Here is an 18,860-nt window from a genome sequence, read left to right as displayed (position 1 = left end):
CGACCGCGGCGCTCCAACGAAGACACATGTCGGCCTTAGGTCTGCGGCCTTATGTTGAGGCCGCTTTCGGCGGCGGCATTCAGAGTGTCGTTTATTTTCAATGCTTGATATGATTTAGATGCTCTTCTCATTTTTCCTAGTGCGCCGCCACTTTCGAATGGATCATGCCGTGACCGACAAGCGAACGCCCGAGCAACGGCGTGACGATAATTTTGAAGGCATTATGCGCGGTCTGACCGAGGCGCTCGCCAACGTAAAGGGCGAGCCGGAAGGGGCGGGGGTCCGTATCCATCGTCCCGCCACGCGCATTCAGCCAGAGAACTGATCGCCTAGATTTTGGTTGTTGTTCAGCTTTTGCAGTTACTGACCCGCTTCAATTTTTAATGAGGCGGCAGATGCTGAACCAACTTCCCATGCCGTTGAGGGACGTAAAGATCCAGGGGCTATCGGCAGCCACAGGAGCGGTCGTCGCTTTTGGCGTGCTGATGGAAGCGGGGGCGGCCGACTCTGCATTTGCTAAAGGTTCATCGGCCAACGTGGCTGCTTTCTTACTCGTTGTGAGCGCGTTCCACTACGTGGCGAGTTGGCAATGTCAGGGGGCGAATTCATTTGAGAAGAAGAACGTAGATCTGGTGCGAATCCGGGTGGCTGCTTGGAGGGTCGCGCAGAGGGTCACTCGTATCCTTCTACCCGTGCTTCTGGTGCTCTTGGGGTGGCATGTTTGCAAGGCAGTCAGCACAGCTGCCTGGGCTTGGTTCGTCGCTGCTTTTGCGCTGTTCTACATCCCGCTGGGATTATTGGATCTAGTTGCATCCTATTATTTGAACTTTAAAGAGATGCTCGCAGATTTCCGGCGGACGTTTAGCAGAAATCTTTGAGTGGCGCTCTTAGCTTGGTCGGCGGCTTCGCTAGTGCCCCGGAACTAGCGTTTAAGGTGGTTTTTTAGGACAGTCTTAAATTGTCACGACACCTCATGTTTTCCTGTTTGAGATCAGGAGGATAAGGGTGAAGTGTCTAACCGGTTAGACACCGCCTGTTCTCGTTTCGGCCTTTTCAAGCATCGTCATGGCGTCGTCTGCGAGGGCGACTTGGCTTGCTTCGCGGGTGTAGCGAGCAACCTCGTTGAGGCTGCGGTGGCCAAGGATCGCCGCGATTTGCTTCTCAGTGCAGCCCGCTTCGGCCAGCCTGCGGCCCGCTGCCTTACGTAGGCCGTGAGGGCTCTTGCCTTTGAGCCCGGCCGCCGCGCAGGCTTCACGGAAGAAGTTGCCGAAGCCCTCGACAGTGAACGCAGCGCCCTTGGCGGTGGTCATGTAGGTCAGGTGATCGCCCGCGCCGGGATGCTGAGCATCGTAGGCCGCGATCTCCTCAGCTATCAACGGGAATGTTACGCCGTTCTCCATGCCCACTTCTCGGGCAAACGGGGCGGGCTTGAACCGGCCAACGATCTGCCGGACGGCACCCGCACCTTCGGAGAGAGCATCCGTTTGGTGACGGAGGTTCGACAGACGTGGGGATCACAGGCAGCTCGGGAGATCTACTTCCATGAGAAGCTCCCGGTTACGCCTTCGATGCTCCAGCAGCCCCAAGCGGATCTGTTCACCTACACCGCGATCCGTCGAGACCCGGAGGCGGCGTAATGAACCTCCCGACCTCCGAAAGCGAAAAGCGGGAGTTGGTCGAGGAGTGTCGCCGTTTGTGGGGCGACGAGATCGCCACGCTTCTCGCGGAAGACCTCGGCCTTAGGTCGAAACCGGGCTCTCAAGAGACCCTACATTGAACGGGGGAGGGCGATCCTTACGGGTCGCCCTTGTTGGTCGATGGGGGCGGCGACGCATTCCAAGATAGGTTCAGAAAGAACACGTCGTAGCCGAACGTCACGATTGAGCCGGCTATAGCGAAGGCGAAGAGCACCAAGGGCAAGCTCGGCCTGGCCGCCTGCCAGTTAAACGCTGCCCAGATCGCATAGGCGATGAAGGCACCCGCTACGATCAGTCGAAAGATGAGATGACGGAAGCGCTGTTCGCGGTCGACGGGCTTTGGCATCGCAGCCTTGGACGGTTTCTCGGCCGCAGCGGCAGCAGGCTTGGGCGTCTTCTGCTCGAGGCGGCTGATGAGCTCGTCCAGCTCGCCGAAACGGTCTTCGGGGTTCTTGGGCATGTGTCCTATCCCCAGCTGGGAGGCGGATCTTCCGTCCAGCACGGTAACAGGCGAGCCAGGCTCTCAACCACGGCCGGCGCCAATGGGGAGGCCGATCCTCCGGTCATCGACAATTTGTCAGAGTGCACATTTCCCGCAGGTACGCCCCGCATGGTTATCCGGTATGTATTGTCGTGCAGGTAGCCGCCGAAATCGAGCGCCGTACCGCCAAAACGATTAGGCAACGCGGGCGCTTTAGGTGTCACAGGCGGAAGTGTCGCTATCTGGTCGAGGGACTGTTGGATGCCCGGACATTCCCGCTCGTCGGCGAAACGCTCGAGGGTGCGACCATTAACTGATGCCCTAAGCCTAGCCACCCAGTGCGGGCGTCGGTTCCCCGCCTGACCTGTCCAGGTCCAGTTGAAGGCTACGGATAGCGAGATCGGGCGCATATCTTCGCGGGCCCAGATCTCCACTTGGGGCGGTGTAACGGGCAGCGGTTCTTCCGCTCCAGCCGCCACAAAGGCAGTAGCCCCGTCGGAGGGCGGGCCTACTGCGATCAGCGGGATGTATTCTTGCAATCGCACCAGCGGGTAAAGCGGGCGCTGGGGCTCTGTCTGGGCGCTCAACACGAGCGTTAGGGCAAGGGGCAGGATCATGACGCAACCTCGGCTCTTCAAAGAGTGAGGGGTGCGACCAAGTCGGTCAAGCGCGGGCTCGCGCCCAGGAGGTCACCATGACTGAGGAAGAGGCGAGGGAGATCGTGGAGCGGTATGAGGGCCTTCTTGCTCGAGTTGCTGGTCATAGCGCCCTGGACTGCGACCTTCCTCTCTATTTCGACGGCGCAGGCAATGTTCTCGTCAGCCAAACGGAGAGGATGACATGGCCATGTGTTCGCATCGTCCGCTCGGTCAGGGAAGTTTTCGCGAAAGGCTAGAACTTCAGAAGCGCGTCGATCTGTTGTCGCTTGGTGTGGCCGGCGTCTGTCACACCTAACGTCAACGCTTCTCCGAATGCGACCAGCGCCACCGACGCCTTGCCAGCTTGGCGTTTCACGAGGTCGAAATCGCTCATTCGCCATATCTGTGCGGCCTGTCGCATCTGCGCTTGGACATTCTTGGCCGCCTCAATGGAGATCGGCCCCTGATCACTCAGAGCCTCGCTTTTGATGCTTAGGCGCCACATAGCCGCTGGCTCATATAGCACCACGGCGTCGGGGAACTGGTCGTCCATGAGCCACAACCGGTGAGAGATGGTATCTCGCCCTGTTGAGGCGGCTTTGCAGCAGTCCATAATCTTGAAGAGCAGCGCTTTGTCGTCGGGAGTTAGGGCTTCGTTCGCCACTCTCTTCAGAGCTTTTGCCTGAGCTTGCGCACCGCTCAAGCCCTCAAAAATCGCAATCGACGCCCCGGGGTTTTTGCCAAGCAACTTTGTAAGGAGGTGGCTGACATGCGCCTCCATCAATGAATGCTCCGCAACAGCCTCCATTCCCGCGGCGAAAAAGACCATTCGCTTCAGCACCACCTGATCATTGGTGAGCTATGGTGAGACGTCGTCTGGATAGGCGCTAGACACGCTGTCACCCCCGTATGAGCGGCTAAGCTGCCTCGCTCGCAGAACTTCGTCACCCTGAACAGAATTCGAACAAGGCTCGCTCCGGCGGGCCTTTTTCTTTGCCCCAAGGCTCACTTCAGTCTGTCGTCGGCATAGCGAAAAAGAGTCGCTGCGCGAGGGCGCAGGGGCTCTTCCAGTTCCGATATTAGGTCTAGGCTTTAGACGAAGCAGCGCCACCCTAGCGCGGTCCAGGTGCAGCGCGACGCACAATCCTCATCCCAAGGGGAAAGCAGGCCTTCACAGACCGACGGGAACCCGTTCACTACGGGCCGCGCATGGACGCCGCTGCTGGCCGACAAGGCTGCGACGAACACCATAGCTGCCAATACTCTAGTCATTGGTCCCTCCCATTCTTATTGACCATCGTTATCTGTAGCTGCTGGCCGCACCCGATTCAAGCCACCAGCATCCTTAACGGCAATCCCATGCGGCCCGCTTCGGCGGGCCTTTTTCATGCCCGCAGCCCACCCCTAATCCCGGAGCCTCCCCATGTCCGACGCCCCCGTTGTGGGTTCGGCAGCCTTTGAGCTGCGTGCGAGCCGAAAGAAACTAGCGGAGGACATTCGAGCCTCCGAGCGCGATCTGAAGGCCTCCATGGGCCAGATTGAGCGCGATGCCGACAAGGGTGCAAAAAGCATCGGCGCCAGCATCGGCCGAATGGCTACCGTCGCCGTGACAGCCGTCACTGCCTTGGTCACGGTCCTCGGCATGGCCGCCGCCGGGGCGTTGGACCTCGGCTTGCAGGGCATGCGGATGGCCGACGACATGGCCAACACGGCACGGAAAATCGGGATTGGCACAGATGCGCTTCAGGAGTGGAGGCACGTGACTGAAAGAACGGGCGGCACCGCTCGTGATGCTGATCAGGCGCTGGACAAGTTCTCCCTCAAGCTAGCCCAAGCATCAGCGGGCGTGAAAAAGGATGCTGTCGACGCCTTCAACTTGATCCGCCTGAAGCCGGACCAACTCAAGTCGTTCTCGTCGGTAGAAGCCGCCCTAGGGGAGGTGATTGATCGTATCCGGTCGCTGAAATCTGAGGCCGACAGGATCGCAGCAATCGAAGCGCTGGGTCTCGGCGGTCTGAGCCCCGCCCTGAAGGTCGCGAGGAGGGTGCGCGACCTTGCGATGTTCAACTGCGCCCTGGACTCCAAGCTGCGGGCCTGTGACCTGGTTCGGCTCCAGGTTAGCGATGTGGTGCCTATAGTCAGGCTATCTTGGGTCGACATCGGGCGACATTGGATTGCTGTGCTCATGTCCGCAATGGGGCGTGAACCGAAGTTCGCTTAAGGGGGGGAGCGGACGTAGTCGCCTGCTCCCCAGCTCCGGTTTTGTTGACTATAGGATCGGCAGATACACGTCTGTGATGGCCTCATGCTCGGGCACATCAGGGAAAAAACTGATCCGCTTCGCGAACATCGGATAATCGCGCGGTTCTTCGCCACTTCCAACCAGCCAATGGCCGTAGAGCCAGGTCGCGGTCGCTCGAAGGTCATCACCGCCGCCGACCTGGCGCAACACTGCGCAGCGTCCCGCAGGAATGACGCCGGCGGTCACCCCCTCGGCATTTGGCGCAACGGGCTGGTCGGTCACTGCACACACATCTACCTGATCGAGCTCGGCGAGCGTGTCATGAGGGTTTGGGTGAGGCATCACGCCCGCAGCCCCCAGTTGCTGAGATTTCGGGTCGTGCCACGGCGATCAGCGCGGACACCATAGAGCTCAGGGGGGAACGCGTTCGGCTCGCGGGAATCACGGGTCCGGATATCGGCCAAACCTGTGAGCTACAGGGCGCTCCTACACGGTGTGGTGAACAGTCAGCCCAGCAATTGCGCGCTGCAATCGGAGGCGAGTTCGTGTTTTGTGACCATCTCGAAGTGAATGCAGCGGGCGTGAGGGTCGGGCGGTGCTGGTTGGCCATACCAGCGGTCCCGTCCGCGCCGGATCTCAACCTCAGCCGGTTCATGGTGCGATCGGGTTGGGCATGGACCACGCCCCAAAGCGAATACGCGGCCGATGAAGAATATGCCCGCCAAAGCCGACTGGGGCTTTGGAGCGATCAGTAGCTGATGGAGAGCTTGGTCGGCTATGGGGCGCGAGCCGAAGTTCGCTTAAAGGTGGATTGCGGAAGTGTAACTTGCAGCCAGAACGACAGCGTCTAGCTTAACCGTGAGAACGGCACTGGTCCGCCTCGTCGCTGGTCTGTTACCATGGCCGATAGAAATCTCGGTATGCTGCGATCCCTTCTACTAGGCTTCACGCTTCTTGTCGCCTCCTCCGCAGAGGCCATCGTCATCAGGCATGATGTCGACGACAGCAGGTATCGGATACCTGCGTCCGATTTTCCGGCGCTCGCGGACATGCCGTCCGAAGGTCACGGCGTACTGATTGCCCCCCGATGGGTGATTACAGCAGCTCACGCGGTCCCTCGAAGCGCTACCCTGAAAGACATTGAGATCGGCGGTGTGCCGAGAGAAGTACAAAAGGTCTTCATCCACTCTGGAGCGAAACAGCCGCCGCAGGGGATGATTGATCAGGCCCTTTCCACGGGCGATTGGATCCTTGCGGTCTTTTCCATTGCGTCGTCTAACGATATTGCGCTGATCAAGTTGACGCACGCCGTAACCGACGTTGAGCCAGTTCCTATCTACGATGGCGATGGCGAGGTTGGCAGCGTCGTCAAAATTATCGGGAAGGGTGCGACGGGAACGGGATTATCCGGCCACAGCCCGCAAGGTCCGAACCGGACAGCGCTGCGTCGTGCTTTCAACACCATAACCAGCGCCGATGATCGGTGGATTTGTTACGTCTTCGATGACCCTGCCAAGGCCCTGCCCCTTGAAGGCAAGACGGGCAGCGGCGATAGCGGCGGACCGGCGTTAATTGAAGAGGGCGGCGAGTGGAAGTTAGCGGGGCTGGCTTCGTGGGGGTTCATCTTTGGCGACGTCAAGACTACCAACCCGGGGCTCTATGGACAGTTGACCTGCAATGTTCGCCTCAGTCGTTACACCGACTGGATCAGGAGTGTGATGGCAGAGCCTTCCGATGCTGCAGGCATGTCTGCGCGGTGAACAGTTCTGTCAGCCCAGTGCGGTGACAGGACGTCCCAGCTATCACCATCCGAATGGTCGAACCGAGCAAATGGTTTCGGACCTGAAACCCGCCGAAGGTGACCGGACGGTGTGACGATCTACGCAAAGCACACGTCGGGAATGCGGATAACGAAATACCCGCAACGGGTGGCTAGCGGTCGCTCCACGAACCAGCCTGAATTGCCTCAATCAAGCTGGCCACAGTCAGGCTGCGATAAGTCCGTTTCCCTCGCCATTCGCGGAAATCGCGAAGGATATTGAAACCGGGGTCATAGCCCTCGCCCGGTGCGTAGCGGCGCAGGTCCATTCCGCTGAAATCGGTCCCGTAAGGCGCTCTTATCTCATCGATAGCATCAGCCAAATCTTCGCCGGAGAGCCCAAGATCGTAGTACAACTCGGTCGCCTCGGTGACGGCCTCACCCTCGGACATAGTAACGCCGCGCAACACGCCAACGACGTGTTCAAGAATGATTTCCCGGGCCTGTTCGCTCTGGGTCATGGGCGGAGGAGAGCATACCCCGCTAATGTCCGCCATGGGTCGAAAGCGGACCTTTGCAGACCGGTTAAACGTCCGCTTCCAGGCTCGGCACCAATGTCCGCTACTGGCGCTTAGTGGAAATCCCGCGACCCCGGCAGGATGCGCACGTCGCGCGGATGCCGGTGCGACGGGCGTCGCGGCGGTTGCGGATTAGCGACGACATTGGCGCGGGCGAGCTGGATGTCGGCTTCGTGGTCCTCTGACAGGCGGGACAGCTCGGCGCTGCGGTCGATGACGCGGCGGGCGACGACGTGGACCACGCCTTCGGGACTTTTCTCGACGACGCCTTCGACCTGCATCAGGCGGGCGCCCATGATCTCGCGTCGGTACTGGTCCAGCATCCGCGCCCACAGGACCACGTTGGTGATGCCGGTCTCGTCCTCCAGGGTGACGAAGACGGCGTTGCCCTTGCCGGGGCGCTGACGCACCAGAACGACACCGGCGACCTGCACGATGGAGCCGCCGCGTTTGGCTTCGGTTTCGGCGCAGCTCAGCACCCGGTCGGCGGCGAGAACGGGGCGCAGGATGGCCATGGGGTGGGCCTTCAACGACAGGCGGGCGGTCTGGTAGTCGGCGGCGACGTGTTCGCCCAGGGGCATCAGGGGTAGATGGGCGTCGGGCTCCGCACCCAGTTCGCGGGCGCCGCGCTCGCGCGCCTCGGCGGCGGCGAACAGGGGCAGGGGATCGTCGTCGGGCAGGCGTCGCACCGCCCACAGGGCCTCGCGCCGATCCTGTCCCAGGGAGCGGAAGGCGTCGGCGTCGGCCAGCTTGCGCATGGCGGCGGCGGGCAGTTCGGCGCGTCGGGCCAGGGTTTCGATATCGGCGAAGGGCGCCGCGGCTCGCGCCGCCGACAGGGCCCTGGCCCAATCCTCCCTGAAGCCGTCGATCTGGCGCAGGCCCAGACGCAGGATGGGCGCGCTCGCCGGCCCCTCCAGACTGTTGTCCCAGTCGCTGTGCGAGACGTCGATGGGGCGCACCTCGACCCTGCCGACCTCCTGCGCCTCGCGCACGATTTGGGCGGGGGCGTAGAAACCCATCGGCTGGCTGTTCAACAGGGCGCAGGCGAAGGCCGCCGGGTGGCGATGCTTGATCCACGAAGAGACATAGACCAGCCGAGCGAAACTGGCGGCGTGGCTTTCGGGGAAGCCGTAGGAGCCGAAGCCCTTGATCTGTTCGAAGCAGCGCCGCGCGAAGTCTGGATCATAGCCGCGCGCGATCATCCGCCCGACCATGCGGTCTTCGTAGGTGTGCAAGGTCCCGTCGCCCCGGAACGTGCCCATGGCTTTGCGCAGACCGTTGGCCTCGGCGTCCGTGAAGCGGGCGGCGACCATGGCGACCTTCATGGCCTGTTCCTGGAACAGGGGGACGCCTAGCGTCCGGTGCAGCACCTGCTTCAACTCGTCAGGCGGACCGTAGAGGCGACCGGGCGGTGGATAGTGAACCTCTTCCACGCCGTTGCGGCGACGCAGGTAGGGATGGACCATGTCGCCCTGGATCGGACCGGGACGCACGATGGCGACCTGGATCACCAGATCGTAGAACTCTCGCGGCTTCAGCCGCGGCAGCATGTTGATCTGGGCGCGGCTCTCGACCTGGAAGACGCCGATGGACTGGCCCCGGCACAGCATGTCGTAGACCTCGGGTTCCTCCGGCGGGACGGAGGCCAGGTCGTGCTCGACGCCCGAATGGGCCTTCATCAGGTCGAAGGCCTTACGGATGCTGGTCAGCATGCCCAGGGCCAGGACGTCGACCTTCATCAGGCCCAGGGCGTCGATGTCGTCCTTGTCCCATTCGATGAAGGTGCGGTCCGGCATGGCGGCGTTGCCTATGGGGACGGTTTCGTCCAATCGCCCCTGGGTCAGGACGAAGCCGCCGACGTGCTGGGACAGGTGGCGCGGAAAGCCCAGCAGGCGCGTCGCCATGCGCACGGCGCGATCGACCATGGGATTGGCGGCGTCCAGACCAGCCTGTTCGATCTGGCGGCCGCTGATCTCGGAGCCCCAACTGCCCCACTGGGTCGAGGCCAGGCGCGCGGTGACGTCCTCGGTCAGGCCCAGGATCTTGCCGACTTCGCGGATGGCGCTGCGGGGGCGATAGCGGATGACGGTGGCGGCGATGCCGGCGCGATGCCGCCCATAGCGCTCATAGACGTACTGGATGATCTCCTCGCGCCGCTCGTGCTCGAAGTCGACGTCGATGTCGGGCGGCTCGTCGCGGTTGGAGGACAGGAAGCGCTCGAACAGCAGGTCGTGGCAGGCGGGATCGACGCTGGTGATCCCCAGGACGTAGCAAACCGCCGAGTTGGCGGCTGATCCGCGCCCCTGGCACAGGATGCCCTTGTCCTCGGCCGTGCGGACGATGTCGTGGATGGTCAGGAAATAGGGGGCCAGGCTGCGATCGGCGATGAAGGCCAGCTCCTTCGCAAGCAGGGCCGTGACCTTGGGCGAAGCGCCGTCCGGATAACGGAGGAGCGTGCGGCGACGCACTAGTTCTTCCAGCCAGCCCTGAGGTGTTTCGCCCGGCGGCACGGGCTCCTCGGGGTATTCATACTTCAGATCGCTCAGATCGAAGGTCGCGCGTGACAGGAAGGCGGTCGTCTCGGCCACCGCCTCGGGCGCGTCTTTGAACAGACGCGTCATTTCGTCCACGGGCTTTAGCCAGCGTTCGGCGTTGGCCTCCAGCCGACGGCCGGCGGTCTCGATGGTCGCACCTTCGCGGATGCAGGTCAGGACGTCCTGCAGGTCGCGGTCATCGGGCGCGGCGTAGAGGACGTCATTGAGCGCCAGCAAGGGAATCTGGGCCCGCTCCGCCATGGCTTTGAGCCGGGCCAGCCGGCGTCGGTCGTCGCCGCGCCTGTGCAGGGCGGCGCCCAGCCAGACTGCGCCTGGCGTCGCCGAGTTCATACGGACCAGCACCTCATCCAGCCCTGTCAGCCGGTCCGATGGGACGAGGATCAGCAGCAGGCCTTCGGGATCAGCCAACAGGTCACGCAGGCCGATCTCGCACTCGCCCTTCTTCGCCCGACGGTTGCCCAGGGTCAGCAGACGCGTCAGTCGGCCCCAACCCGCCCGCGTCTCGGGATAGACGATGACGTCCGGCGTCCCATCGTTGAAGACCAGCCGCGTTCCGGTCAGCAGGCGAAAGTCCGCCGCACGGCGCTTCACCTCTTCGGACAGGGCCGGATCGTTCAGCGGGTCCTCGATGAAGGCGATCTCGCCGGGACTGCCGCCGTCGCGCACCTTGTCCGGTGGGGCTAGGCCTTCTGCCCGTAGCTCCTTCAGCGCGCTCCAGGCCCGCACCACGCCCGCCACGGTGTTGCGATCAGCCAGCCCCAGTCCGGCATGGCCGCGCAGGATCGCCGTCAGCACCAGGTCCTTGGGATGCGAGGCGCCGCGCAGGAAGGAGAAGTTGCTGGCCGTCGCCAGTTCGGCGTAGGCGCCGCAAGGGTCGAGCTTCCTCATGCGAACAGGCCGTGGATGAACCAGCGCGGTTCGGGCGTCTCGCCATAGAGGCCCTGGCGGAACAGCCAGAAACGGCGGCCGTCCCGGTCTTCGACCCGGTAATAGTCGCGGGTGCGCTGGTTCGGCGCGCGCCACCATTCGCCGCTGATCCGCTCGGGCCCTTCGGCGCGCGTCACCTCGTGCAGGACGCGGCGCCAGCGGAACTTCAGCGGATAGCCGTCGGGAACCTCGGCCAGGGTTTCGACCGGTTGCGGCGGGTCGAATATCTGCAGCGGCCGCAAAGGGGGATCGTCGGGGTCGAGGTCGGGCCAGGTCTCGTCGCCATGACGGGCGGCGGCCGGGACCAGTCGCGCCGCGCGTTCGGGAATGTGGGAGGCGAAGGGTTCGAAGCGCAGCACCGCCTCCGGTCCCAGGCGCGCGGTCAGCCGATCGACCAGGCGACTGAAGGCCTCCTCGCCGGGCGCCTCGCGCTCCAGCCCTTGCTGGGTCGGCGCCAGGACCTGGGTCCAGGGCACGGACATTCGCATCTGATCGAAGCCGAAGCCTGGGTCCAGCGGGGGGGCCAGCGCCGCCATCCGCTCTCTGAACAGCCGCAGGGTCGCGGGGGCGTCGCGGGTCGGACGGCCGGTGCGGACGACGATGCGGCGCGTCTCGCCGTCCACGCGATAGAAGCCGGCCTCGAAGGCGCGGCCGCCCAGGCCCGTCTGGTCCAGCTGGTCCATGGTCTCGATCAGCAGGTCGGACAGGACCCGCTCCACGTCCTCGGGCGCCGAGATCGGCTCGAAGAAGACGCGGTCGACGACCACGGGCGCGGGAGGCCGATGCGGGGTGATGCGCATGTCCTCGTCGCCTAGAACCCGCGCCAGTCGGGTGGGAAAGTCGGCGCCGAAGCGGGCGGCCAGGGGCGCGCGGGGCCGGTCGTCCAGATCGCCCAGCCGCTTCAGGCCCAGGCGACGCAGGGCCTCGTCCTCCTTGTCCGATAGCTCCAGGGCGGCGACCGGCAGGCGGCGCGCGGCGGCGCGGTCCTGCCCGGGCTCGAACCGGCCGCCGGGGCCGAAGCGGGCCAGGGCGCGAGCGACCTGGGGCGTTCCGGCCAGGGCGCACCGGATTTTGAGTCCGGCGCGTTCGGCCCGCGCCTGAACCGTCCGCATCAGGCCTGCTTCACCGCCGAACAGGTGGGCGCAGCCGGTCACGTCCAGCATCAGACCGTGCGGCGGGTCCAACGCGATCATGGGGCTGAAGCGGCCGAAATCCTCCAGCACCCGCGCCAAGAGGGCGTCATCGAGGTCCGGTCGATGGGCGACGACGCGTAAGGCGGGGGTCCGCGCTCTTGCATCGGCCAGGGCCAGGCCAGGGGTCAGTCCCGCTCGGGCCGCCGCCGGATCGACAGCCGCCAGCCGCAGCGCGCCCTTGATCTTCTCAGCCAGGACGATGGGTGACGCATCCTCAGGCGGCGCGCCGTCCCGCTGCTCCTGGCGCCGCAGCCGGTCGCTGGGCAGCCAGGGAAACCAGACCGCCAGATAGCGGCGCGGGCGGGCGGAAGGTTCGCTGTTCACGATCCCACTCCATGATCCAGGTTCCGGTCGCCCCGCCGCCGCGCCGCCGCAGCAGGGTCGCCGAAAAAGACGGCCGCCCCGGCGCCTCAACTTCCAGGGGGTCTGAAGCACAGGACGCCACCGACCAGCGGGTCTCGGCCGCGCTGGGGCAGGGCAGGGCGCCTGCCCGCGCCAGGAACAGGGTCACGCCGCCCGTCTCGGCCGCCAGAGCCAGTCGCCGGCTGGCCGTCAGGCTGAAGGCCTTGGCCTCGCCCCAGGCGCTCAGCAGCACCGCGCCCACGGCAGGACTGCGCAGGGCTTCTTCGCCGACGGCCAACAGGGTTTGCACGTCGCGCGTCCTCACCAGCAGCAGGTCGCGCGGCGACAGGCCCATCTCATGCAGACCCGGACCGTGCGGCCGCCCTGCCTCCTGGGCCATCATCTCATGCAGGCCCCAGACGATGGGCCGTCCCGCCGCCGCCCGCAGCGCCATGCCCAGACCGAAGGCGTTGACCGCCACGGCGTCGGCAGGGGCGGCGGCGTAGAGATCATGCAGAACGCCCGTGGCCAACGGCGCAAAGGCGTCGTCGCTTCCTGCGCGCACGTCTGCGCTGGCGCGACGACCGCCGGCCCGATCCAGGGCCTCCAGGCGAGTCTTCAGTACCGCTAGAGCGTCAGATTGTGAACAAGTGTTCCTCATTTGTTCTATATGCGCGCCAACCCCCTGGGGGAGTCAAGCGAGGCGGGAGGCAAGGCTTAATACGGTCACCGACAATGACCGATTCTGGCGTTTGGTTGGCCTCACTCCCCACTTCGACGTCGTGCAAACGCGGGCGTGTTTGAAGCCTCCAGCCGAACGCCTGCCCCAATCGTGTCGTCAGCGGGCAAAAAAACCACCCCCAAGTTTTGAAGCACTGTGACCAACAGGTTGGCGTTTGCGCGGTTGATCGGCGCGAAGTCGTTCGTCGCTTCGGCGCGCTTGATGGTGTTGACGGCCAGCCCTGTGCGCTCCGACAGGTCCAGGACCGACAGATTCAGAAGGCCTCGGGCGCCGCGCAACTGGGCGCCTGTGGGGTGGTTGGGAGAGCGCGCTCGAGGTGTCTTCATAGTTAAATTTGACTCTTTAGACTCATTTTGAATTTATGAACTCATTATCAACGTGGAGTCTTATCTGTCCATGAAGAACCAATTCGAATTGAATTGTCCCATTCATGGGGCGCAGTTGAAGCGCGCGAAATGTCGGCGCTGCAACGCCCTCTATATGAGCGCCTACATGCGCCAGCGACGTCGCCGCGATCCGGTGGCGGCCTTGCTGGAGCGGGCGCGGGAAAGGGCGGCGCGCCTAGGCCTGCCGTTCAATCTGCACCGTCGCGATGTGGTGGTGCCGCCGGTTTGCCCTGTGCTCGGTGTGCCGCTGGCGGCAGGTTCCGAACGGTCGAGCGGATCGCCCTCGCTGGACCGCATCAGGCCTGCCCAAGGCTATGTGCGCGGGAATGTTCGCGTGATCAGCGACCGGGCCAATCGCCTCAAGGGCGCCTGTACGCAGGAGCAGGCCAAGGAGCGCGCTCAGTCGGCGCCCCCGCTGCGTCGGCCTGACCTAGAAAAGATCGCGGCCTATATCGAACGGGAGGAGCTTCTGGCGGAGGTGCGCCGGAAGGCCGCGCAAGGCGGTCGTGCAGGAGCCGAATGGGAGAAGGTGGCGATCTTTCTGGACAAGGCCTTCGTAGCTGCGGACTGGCTGCGGAAAGATCAGAACACGTGATTTGTTGATGTGCGCATATCATTCCTTAACAAAAACAACAAGATAAGTGATTTTTCTTGTTGCAATCGGAACGCTGTTCGATATATATGAACGGCGACGACAAATGACGCCCGCCGGGGTGTCTGTCCCGGTATCCCGCCGGTCGCCTCTAGCGATTGTCGTCTTTGACGATCGAGTTCGCTGTTTTGTCCCATGTAGAGCGTTATCTTCACGACCGCAGGTTTGACGCCATCACGTCTTCGACCCCGCTTCGCCTGACTGTGGCGGCGCGTCTCGCCTTTCCTGACGGCTCCGTCTCGGTGCGCACCTTGCGGTTGGAGGCCAGCCGGGGGCGCCTGGTCATCGAGCGGATCGGCAACAAGGATTTCACCACTCTGGCCGCCATCGAAGCGATGAGGGAACTGTGCCGCGTCCCGCCCAACCCCCGCGCCTCTATCTGCGCGAACGAAAGGGCCGAGAGGCCCGCTATGTCATCCTCGACCGTGGACGTGAAATCGGCACGGGCTTTGGCGAGTCGGACCAGCGAGGCGCTGAAGAAGCGTTCGGCCGCTATCTAGCCGACAAGCACCGGCCTGATTTCGGCGATGGCCACCCGTCCAAGGTCGCCGTCGCCGACGCGCTGACCTATTATCTGGAATCTCTGCGGGACGATCATTCCGGTCCGGAGCCCTATCATGTCGACCGTCTGCTGGAGGGGTTGGGAGACCTGACCTGCGACGCGATCAACATCGACGTCTGCCGCACGTATGTGAAGGCGAGAACCAGCGGCGCCCATGGGCGCAGGCCGGTAGTGGAGGCCACCGCCCGGCGTGAACTCGAGACCTTGGCGGCCGCGCTGAACCTGCTCCATCGGCACGGAAAACTGGATCGGCCGATCCCGATCGCCAAGCCGGACGCGGGACAGCCCAATGAGCGCTGGCTTACGCGGATGGAAGCGGCGCGACTTCTACGCGGGGCGTTGGGGTATGAGGCTGTCGGTGTTGACGACCAGGGCGGCGTCAAAGGGTGGCGCCGTGTCGCCGAGCCCAACTATCATGTGGCCCGTTTCATCCTGATCGCGCTCTATACGGCGACGCGCCATTCGGCCGTGCTGGCCTTGCGCTGGAGGCGGAACCCGGCGGCGGGTTCGGTCGATCTGGTCACGGAAACCATCCATCGTCGGGGCACGGCGGAGCGGGAAACGCGGAAGCGTAGGCCGCCCTGTCCGATCCCGCATCGGTTGATGCCGCACCTACGGCGGTGGCGCCGGCTGACGATCCACGGCCCCTGCGAATACGATGGAGAGATCATCCAGCGTCAGCGCAGCGGCTTTGAAAGCGCCAAGGAGCGGGCGGGTCTGGGAGCGGACGTGACGCCGCACACGCTGAAGCACACCTGCATCACCTGGCTGCTTCAGAAGGGGGTGCCGACCTGGCAGGTCGCGGGCTTCACCGGCACCAGCGAGGGGCTGATCAGTAGGGTCTATGGGCACCATAGCCCGAACTACATGGAGGAGGCGCGCTCAGCGATTGGTCGGCGATGACCTGGGCGGGGAGCATTTCATGGGCGTTTCCTGGGCGGCGCACTCTCCCGAAGGGGGAGCAGTTCCAAAAAACCTAGGAAAGAGAATGGTGGACGCGACAGGGATTGAACCTGTGACCCCTACGATGTCAACGTAGTGCTCTCCCGCTGAGCTACGCGTCCGCCTGTTCTGCGGCCCGGCCGACTGATGTGTCGGTGGGCGGGAAGGCGGCGTCTATAACCCGCAGTTTGCGGGGCCTGCAAGGGGCTTTGACGCCTTTCTTCGACTTTTCTTTTGGTTAGGCCGCGATCATGCGCTCGACCTCGTTCACCAGGTCGCGCAGGTGGACGGGTTTGGACAGAACCTTGGCCTGGGGCGAGGCCTGGGCGGCGCTGAGGGCGACGGCGGCGAAGCCGGTGATGAACATGATGCGCAGGCCCGGCTGGCGGGCGGCGGCGACGCGGGCGACCTCGATCCCGTCGGCGCCCGGCATGACGATGTCGGTCAGCAACAGATCGTAGGGGCCCTGGTCGAGGGCGTCGATGGCGTCGTCGCCGTTCTCGCAGGCCACGACCTCATGATCGGCTCGCTCCAGGGCGCGGGTCAGGAAGCCGCGAAGAGAATTGTCGTCTTCGGCCAGAAGAATGCGCGCCATGATCGTATCGAAACCGTTGGGGAATTGGCGGCCAACCTAGGCCTAGCCGGGTAAACCGGCGATGAAGACGAGCGGGGGCGCGGCGGCGTCGGGACGCGCCTTTCGCTGCGAAGCAGGCTATGGCGAAGGCATGGATGCGCCTCAGCCGCCCTTCTGGATCGTTCCGGCGGACGCCGGGCGGGCGACGCCCCTGGTGTTCGCTTCGCCGCATTCGGGCGACCTCTATCCCGACGACATGGGGGCGACGGCCTCCGTGCGCGCGGTTCGCAGCGCCGAAGACGCGGCGGTCGATCAGTTGATCGACTGCGCGCCGGGGGAGGGGGCGGGCCTGATCGCTGCGCGTATCGGTCGGGCCTATGTCGATCTGAACCGGGCGCCGGACGAGTGGGATCCAGCCCTGATCGTCGATGCGGTCGCGTCGCGCGTCAGCGCCAAGGCCCAGGCCGGCTATGGCGTGCTGGCGCGGTTGGCGGGCGATGGGACGCCTCTTTATGGGCGACGGCTGACGCGGAGCGAGGCGGAGGCGCGGGTGGCGCGGGTGCACGCCCCCTATCACGCGGCCCTGGCGGAGATGATGCAGGCGGCGCGGGCGCGGTCCGGGCGGGCGGTGTTGATCGACTGGCATTCCATGCCTGCGCGGGCGACGAACGGGGCGGTGGACGTGGTGCTGGGCGACCGGCACGGGACCAGTTGCGAGGCGCTGCTGACGCGACGTCTGCGGCGCTTGTTCGAGGCGCAAGGGCTGACGGTGGGGCTGAACCGGCCCTATGCGGGCGGCTATGCGACCCAGATCTGGGGGCGGCCGGACGAGGGCTTTCAGGCGGTTCAGGTGGAGCTGAGCCGGGGACTGTACTGGGATGAGGCGGCCTGGGCGCCGTCGCCGGGGTGGAAGCGCTGCCGCTCAGCCCTGCGGCGGGTGATCGCCGAGCTTTGCGCCGACCAGCGCGCTTGAGCGGCGCTCGAGACGAAAAAAGAGCCGCGCCAAACGGCGCGGCTTTGGAAAGTCTATAGGGAGGAAACGCCCAGGAAGGGCAAGACGCTCGAAAGCGTCGAAAGCCAAGTTAGTTTGCAGCGCACAAAAATACAAGTCCCGATTCAATCATATACAATCACGGGGTGTTACGAAGTTCGACGCTCAATCCCATGATCCTGAAATACGGGCGCGCTTCGTTGATTTCGCAGTTGCGAGATGATCAGCCCCGCTCCAGCAGGCGGCGAGCCTGTCGAATGGCGCCGGCGGCGGGCGAGGCCAGCTGCCGCCAGGCCAGGAGGGCGAACACCGACACCGCTCCCAACATCAGCCATAGCGGCCCGAACAGCCAGGCGGCGGCGGCCAGGGCGAAATAATAGCCGCGAACGCCCTGGTTGAAGTTGGTCAGGGCGGGGTTGAGCACCCGCGCCACGGCGCGGCCATAGGCGACGCGGTCGGCTTCCTCGTGGATTTCCGGCGCGGCGCCGATCAGGGCGACGGTGTAGTTCAACTGACGCAGCGACCAGATGAAGTCGAGGAAGCCGCGCGCCAGGCACAGTAGCACCAGGGCCAGCTTGGCCTCCATCAGGCGCGGCGTGACGGGCTCGGCGCCGACGGCGGCGAAACCGCGTATGGCCGCTTCGCCCCCGAACAGCACCCCGGCCACGGCGGCGATCAACAGCAGATTGGTCGAGGCGAAGAAGGAGCCGGAGTTGATCGAATGGCCCATCAGCTGGCTGTCGATCAGCCGCATCTCGCGGTGGGTCATGGCGCGCATCCAGGCGTCGCGCACCGCCAGCATGTCCATGTTGAGCGAACCGCTGCGCCGCGCCACCAGGCGGATCAGCGGGCCGTAGCCCAGCCAGGCGACGACAAAGACGAACAGGGCGATCCAATCAAACAGACTCATGCCTGATTGACGCCACGTCGGCCGCCGCAAGGCAAGCGTGATCGCCGCGACGCTTGCCGTAAAGCCGCGCAAAGCTTATCACGCGCGTCAATTCTCCCCGTTCGCACCTGCAACAAGAGCGTATCATGAATATCGACGCCATCCCGGTCGGCCCCAACGCGCCGTGGGACATCAACGTCATCATCGAGATCCCGCAGGGCGGCCTGCCGGTGAAGTATGAAATGGACAAGGAATCGGGCGCCCTGTTCGTCGACCGCTTCCTGCACACCGCCATGTACTATCCGGGCAACTACGGCTTCGTGCCGCACACCCTGTCGGACGACGGCGATCCCTGCGACGTGATCGTGCTGAACCCGACGCCGGTGGTGCCGGGCTGCGTCATCCGTTCGCGTCCGATCGGCGTGCTGAAGATGGTCGATGAAGCCGGCGGCGACGAAAAGATCCTGGCCGTGCCGGTCGATAAGCTGAACCCCTATTACACCGAGGTCTCCAGCTACCGTCAGCTGCCCGCCATCCTGATCGAGCAGATCGAGCACTTCTTCACCCGCTACAAGGATCTGGAGAAGGGCAAGTCGGTTACGGTCAAGGGCTGGGGCGACGCTGGCGAGGCCGCCGAGCTGATCGCCGCCGGCATGGCCGCCCACCAGGCCAAGCTGGCCGCCAAGGGCGACGTCGCCACCTGATTGGCG

19 protein-coding genes, 1 tRNA gene and 1 pseudogene are annotated in these 18,860 nt (G+C 64.3%); 9 read left to right on the top strand and 12 right to left on the bottom strand.

Features of this window, described 5'->3' with window-relative positions; genetic code table 11:
• Positions 1-169 precede the first annotated feature (169 nt).
• Entirely contained in the window at positions 170-325 is a 156-nt protein-coding gene (locus BJP32_RS17355; protein WP_158043311.1) for a hypothetical protein, read from the top strand.
• Positions 326-395: 70 nt separating this feature from the next.
• Positions 396-878, top strand: coding sequence for a hypothetical protein (locus BJP32_RS12090; RefSeq protein WP_076224301.1), 483 nt, complete (start codon positions 396-398; stop codon positions 876-878).
• A gap of 144 nt (positions 879-1,022) precedes the next feature.
• Here the strand turns inward: BJP32_RS12090 and BJP32_RS12085 are convergent, their stop codons facing one another.
• The 3 genes from BJP32_RS12085 to BJP32_RS12070 form a co-directional block, all read right to left on the bottom strand.
• Complete coding sequence (locus BJP32_RS12085; RefSeq protein ID WP_076224300.1) at positions 1,023-1,400, bottom strand: tyrosine-type recombinase/integrase; 378 nt, start codon at positions 1,398-1,400, stop codon at positions 1,023-1,025.
• A gap of 394 nt (positions 1,401-1,794) precedes the next feature.
• Positions 1,795-2,157: a hypothetical protein gene (locus tag BJP32_RS12080; RefSeq protein WP_076224298.1), complete on the bottom strand. Its 363-nt coding sequence runs from the start codon at positions 2,155-2,157 to the stop codon at positions 1,795-1,797.
• Positions 2,158-3,069: 912 nt separating this feature from the next.
• A complete protein-coding gene (locus BJP32_RS12070) occupies positions 3,070-3,657 on the bottom strand; it encodes a hypothetical protein (RefSeq protein WP_143255469.1) in 588 nt (195 codons plus the stop codon).
• A 1,185-nt stretch (positions 3,658-4,842) separates the two neighbouring features.
• Between BJP32_RS12070 and BJP32_RS12065 the strand changes: the two are divergent.
• Positions 4,843-4,950, top strand: a pseudogene (locus BJP32_RS12065) (integrase); the annotation flags it as partial.
• A gap of 135 nt (positions 4,951-5,085) precedes the next feature.
• Here BJP32_RS12065 and BJP32_RS12060 read toward each other — a convergent pair.
• The gene (locus BJP32_RS12060; protein WP_046652316.1) at positions 5,086-5,400 is read right to left on the bottom strand and encodes a GyrI-like domain-containing protein; all 315 of its coding nucleotides are present in this window, start codon (positions 5,398-5,400) and stop codon (positions 5,086-5,088) included.
• Between BJP32_RS12060 and BJP32_RS17905 the strand changes: the two genes are divergently transcribed.
• Positions 5,316-5,813 carry a thermonuclease family protein gene (locus BJP32_RS17905; protein ID WP_083673990.1) on the top strand — a complete coding sequence of 166 codons (498 nt, stop codon included), beginning with the start codon at positions 5,316-5,318 and terminating at the stop codon, positions 5,811-5,813. The genes BJP32_RS12060 and BJP32_RS17905 overlap by 85 nt on opposite strands.
• Positions 5,814-5,978: 165 nt before the next feature.
• Positions 5,979-6,818, top strand: coding sequence for a trypsin-like serine protease (locus BJP32_RS12050; RefSeq protein ID WP_046652804.1), 840 nt, complete (start codon positions 5,979-5,981; stop codon positions 6,816-6,818).
• A gap of 172 nt (positions 6,819-6,990) precedes the next feature.
• Here the strand turns inward: BJP32_RS12050 and BJP32_RS12045 are convergent, their stop codons facing one another.
• From BJP32_RS12045 to BJP32_RS12025, 5 genes are all read right to left on the bottom strand, one after another.
• The gene (locus BJP32_RS12045) at positions 6,991-7,338 is read right to left on the bottom strand and encodes a DUF1493 family protein (RefSeq protein WP_046652315.1); all 348 of its coding nucleotides are present in this window, start codon (positions 7,336-7,338) and stop codon (positions 6,991-6,993) included.
• A 110-nt stretch (positions 7,339-7,448) separates the two neighbouring features.
• Positions 7,449-10,838: an error-prone DNA polymerase gene (locus BJP32_RS12040; protein ID WP_076224295.1), complete on the bottom strand. Its 3,390-nt coding sequence runs from the start codon at positions 10,836-10,838 to the stop codon at positions 7,449-7,451.
• Complete coding sequence (locus BJP32_RS17170; RefSeq protein ID WP_143255468.1) at positions 10,835-12,394, bottom strand: DNA polymerase Y family protein; 1,560 nt, start codon at positions 12,392-12,394, stop codon at positions 10,835-10,837. The genes BJP32_RS12040 and BJP32_RS17170 overlap by 4 nt, the downstream gene beginning before the upstream one ends.
• Positions 12,285-12,977 carry an ImuA family protein gene (locus BJP32_RS12030; RefSeq protein ID WP_198935291.1) on the bottom strand — a complete coding sequence of 231 codons (693 nt, stop codon included), beginning with the start codon at positions 12,975-12,977 and terminating at the stop codon, positions 12,285-12,287. Before BJP32_RS12030 ends, BJP32_RS17170 begins: the two co-directional genes overlap by 110 nt.
• Before the next feature lie 197 nt (positions 12,978-13,174).
• Positions 13,175-13,432 (bottom strand): XRE family transcriptional regulator, encoded by a 258-nt coding sequence (locus BJP32_RS12025; RefSeq protein WP_233126826.1) that lies wholly within the window; start codon positions 13,430-13,432, stop codon positions 13,175-13,177.
• 214 nt (positions 13,433-13,646) lie between these two features.
• Here BJP32_RS12025 and BJP32_RS12020 point away from each other — a divergent pair, with 214 nt between their 5' ends.
• Together BJP32_RS12020 and BJP32_RS12010 are read left to right on the top strand one after the other, a co-directional pair.
• Entirely contained in the window at positions 13,647-14,135 is a 489-nt protein-coding gene (locus tag BJP32_RS12020) for a hypothetical protein (RefSeq protein WP_233126825.1), read from the top strand.
• Between the two features lie 403 nt (positions 14,136-14,538).
• Entirely contained in the window at positions 14,539-15,657 is a 1,119-nt protein-coding gene (locus BJP32_RS12010) for a site-specific integrase (protein WP_046652310.1), read from the top strand.
• Between the two features lie 86 nt (positions 15,658-15,743).
• Here BJP32_RS12010 and BJP32_RS12005 read toward each other — a convergent pair.
• Positions 15,744-15,818: transfer RNA gene (locus tag BJP32_RS12005), tRNA-Val, on the bottom strand.
• 116 nt (positions 15,819-15,934) lie between these two features.
• The gene (gene cpdR, locus BJP32_RS12000) at positions 15,935-16,291 is read right to left on the bottom strand and encodes a cell cycle two-component system response regulator CpdR (RefSeq protein WP_003166166.1); all 357 of its coding nucleotides are present in this window, start codon (positions 16,289-16,291) and stop codon (positions 15,935-15,937) included.
• A gap of 61 nt (positions 16,292-16,352) precedes the next feature.
• On the opposite strand from cpdR, the gene BJP32_RS11995 reads away from it, so the two are divergent.
• Positions 16,353-17,243, top strand: coding sequence for an N-formylglutamate amidohydrolase (locus BJP32_RS11995; RefSeq protein WP_233126824.1), 891 nt, complete (start codon positions 16,353-16,355; stop codon positions 17,241-17,243).
• Positions 17,244-17,484: 241 nt separating this feature from the next.
• Here the strand turns inward: BJP32_RS11995 and BJP32_RS11990 are convergent, their stop codons facing one another.
• Entirely contained in the window at positions 17,485-18,171 is a 687-nt protein-coding gene (locus BJP32_RS11990) for a DUF599 domain-containing protein (protein WP_003166164.1), read from the bottom strand.
• 125 nt (positions 18,172-18,296) lie between these two features.
• Between BJP32_RS11990 and ppa the strand changes: the two genes are divergently transcribed.
• Positions 18,297-18,854: an inorganic diphosphatase gene (gene ppa, locus BJP32_RS11985; protein WP_076224292.1), complete on the top strand. Its 558-nt coding sequence runs from the start codon at positions 18,297-18,299 to the stop codon at positions 18,852-18,854.
• Positions 18,855-18,860 lie beyond the last annotated feature (6 nt).

Origin of the sequence: Brevundimonas sp. ZS04, assembly GCF_001956865.1 — a bacterium.
Lineage (GTDB): Bacteria > Pseudomonadota > Alphaproteobacteria > Caulobacterales > Caulobacteraceae > Brevundimonas > Brevundimonas diminuta.
Note: the sequence above shows the minus strand (reverse complement) of the source record. Positions and strands in the feature narration are given on the sequence as shown.